The organism is Microbacterium sp. ISL-103, from assembly GCF_018613995.1.
Lineage (GTDB): Bacteria > Actinomycetota > Actinomycetes > Actinomycetales > Microbacteriaceae > Microbacterium.
The window spans coordinates 1-2,432 of sequence record NZ_JAGGPD010000493.1; the positions used below are offsets into that span (position 1 = coordinate 1).

The 2,432-nt window shown below is 67.5% G+C and carries 3 protein-coding genes; 1 reads left to right on the forward strand and 2 read right to left on the reverse strand.

All coding sequences use genetic code 11. The annotated features are described in order from the left end of the window. Both gndA and J7E68_RS20190 read right to left on the reverse strand, forming a co-directional pair. A partial coding sequence (gene gndA, locus J7E68_RS16475) for an NADP-dependent phosphogluconate dehydrogenase (protein WP_215174419.1) occupies window positions 1-1,193 on the reverse strand: 1,193 nt, incomplete at its 3' end. Window positions 1,194-1,312: 119 nt separating this feature from the next. Next, entirely contained in the window at window positions 1,313-1,438 is a 126-nt protein-coding gene (locus tag J7E68_RS20190) for a hypothetical protein (protein ID WP_285225524.1), read from the reverse strand. Window positions 1,439-1,661: 223 nt separating this feature from the next. On the opposite strand from J7E68_RS20190, the gene J7E68_RS16480 reads away from it, so the two are divergent. Then, window positions 1,662-2,270: a 50S ribosomal protein L25/general stress protein Ctc gene (locus J7E68_RS16480; RefSeq protein WP_215174421.1), complete on the forward strand. Its 609-nt coding sequence runs from the start codon at window positions 1,662-1,664 to the stop codon at window positions 2,268-2,270. The last annotated feature ends 162 nt before the right edge of the window (window positions 2,271-2,432 follow it).

Here is a 2,432-nt window from a genome sequence, read left to right on the forward strand (position 1 = left end):
TGGGGGAGGGAGGGAGCCGGCAGCAGGACGGGCGGGTCGGGGGTCGCGGCGTACGCATCGGCGATGCGGTGGAGGAACTGGGCACGGATGATGCAGCCGCCGCGCCAGATCTTGCTGATCGCACCCAGGTCGATGTTCCAGCCGTACTCGGCAGCGCCCGCACGGATCTCGTCGAAGCCCTGCGAGTAGGCGACGATCTTCGAGGCGTAGAGGGCCAGGCGGACGTCTTCGATGAACGCGGCCTCGTCGGTGACGACGAAGTCGTCGTCGGGGCCGGGCAGGGATGCCGCGACCTCGCGCTGCTCGGGGTGCGACGACAGGGAGCGGGCGAAGGTGGCCTCGGCGATGCCCGAGACGGGGACGCCGAGCGAGAGAGCGGTCTGCACGGTCCACGCTCCGGTGCCCTTGGCTCCGGCCTGGTCGAGGATGACGTCGACGAGGGGCTTGCCGGTCTCGGCATCCACCTGGCGGAGCACCTCTGCGGTGATCTCGATCAGGTAGGACTCGAGTTCGCCCTTGTTCCACTCGGCGAAGATGTCGGCGATCTCGGCGGGGGACTTGCCGGTGCCGCGGCGGATGAGGTCGTAGGCCTCGGCGATGAGCTGCATGTCGGCGTACTCGATGCCGTTGTGCACCATCTTGACGAAGTGGCCGGCGCCGTCGTGGCCGACGTGCGTGACGCACGGCTCGCCCTCGGCGATCGCGGCGATGGACTTCAGGATCGGGCCGAGGGTGACCCACGACTCGTCCGAGCCGCCGGGCATGATCGAGGGGCCGGTGAGCGCGCCCTCTTCGCCGCCCGAGATGCCGGCGCCGACGAAGTTGATGCCCGTCTCACGCACGGCCTTCTCGCGACGGATCGTGTCGGGGAAGTACGCGTTGCCGCCGTCGACGATGATGTCGCCCGGCTCGAAGACCGAGACGAGCGAATCGATCACGGCGTCGGTCGGGCCGCCGGCCTTGACCATGATGATCGCGGTGCGCGGCTTCTGCAGCGAGTCGGCGAACTCCTGGTACGTCTTGGCGGCGACGAAGCCGGCCTCAGGGTGGTCGGAGACGAGGGTCTCGGTCTTCTCGTAGCTGCGGTTGAAGATCGCCACCGTGTTGCCCTCGCGGCTGGCGAGGTTGCGGGCGAGGTTCGAACCCATGACGGCGAGTCCGACGACTCCGATGTTCGCTGATGCTTCGGGCACAGATGGCTCCTAGATCGAGAAGAAGGGGATGCTTCCAGATTATCGCGGCGTCCGGGGTGGTGCTCCCGTGTGTCGCCGCGTGATGGGCGCGAAACCGCCGGGCGGGCTCGCCGACCGGCTCAATCCTTGCGGTACCCCGAACGGCCCAGCGAGAAGAGGGCCGCGAAGCTGAAGCCGGCGGCGCACACGGTCATCGCGCCGATGAGCCAGGCGATCGCGTGGGAGAAGAAGACGCCGTCGAGCATGAGGGAACTCCGTGTTCTGCAGAGGGGAATCGGTGTTCTCAGCCTATCGGCTCATCCGGTACCATGAGAGGAGTACCTCGGCGAGGGATGCTTCTGCGCGTGCGCTGGCATCCGTTATCGACGCGGCGAAGCAAGCCGGTGGCTTTCCTCACGTGTCTGCGTTCGAGAACAATTCCAAGACCACCGCGTAGCTCTCGCTGCGTGCCCCGAAGGAGAATTACCCATGTCTGAAGACACCAAGGTCGTCGCCGAGCTCCGCGAGAGCTTCGGCAAGGGCTTCGCCCGTCGTCTGCGCGCCGCAGGCAAGATCCCCGCCGTCATCTACGGCCACGGCACCGACCCCGTGCACGTCGCACTGCCGGGTCACCAGGTCTCGCTCATCATCCGCCGTGCCAACGCACTGCTCGAGCTCGACATCGAGGGCACGTCTCAGCTCGCCCTGGTCAAGGACGTCCAGAAGGACCCCGTGCACCAGATCATCGAGCACATCGACCTGCTCGTCGTCCGCAAGGGCGAGAAGGTCACGATCGACGTCCCCGTCATCGTCACCGGCGAGCCGGCTCCGGGCACGATCGTCAACCAGGACGCCAACACCCTGTCGATCGAGGCAGAGGCCACGCACCTGCCGCAGAACGTCGAAGTCTCGGTCGAGGGTCTCGAAGAGGACGCGCACATCACCGCCGCCGACGTCACCCTGCCCAAGGGCTCGACGCTGCTGACCGACCCCGAGGTGCTCGTCGTCGCGATCGCGATCCCGGCCGAGGAGTCCCTCGAAGAAGACGAGGCCGCAGCCGACGAGGCTCCTGCCGAGGAAGAGCCCGCCGCGGAGTGATCTCCGCAGGCGCAGCTCACAGCTGACTGCATCACAGAGGGGGCGCGAGCAGATCGCGCCCCCTCTGTCGTATTCTGACCCGGGAACCGCACGGGGCCCGCATCCGAGAGGACGACGACATGGCATCCACCTGGCCTGTGGTGGGGCTCGGCAACCCCGGCC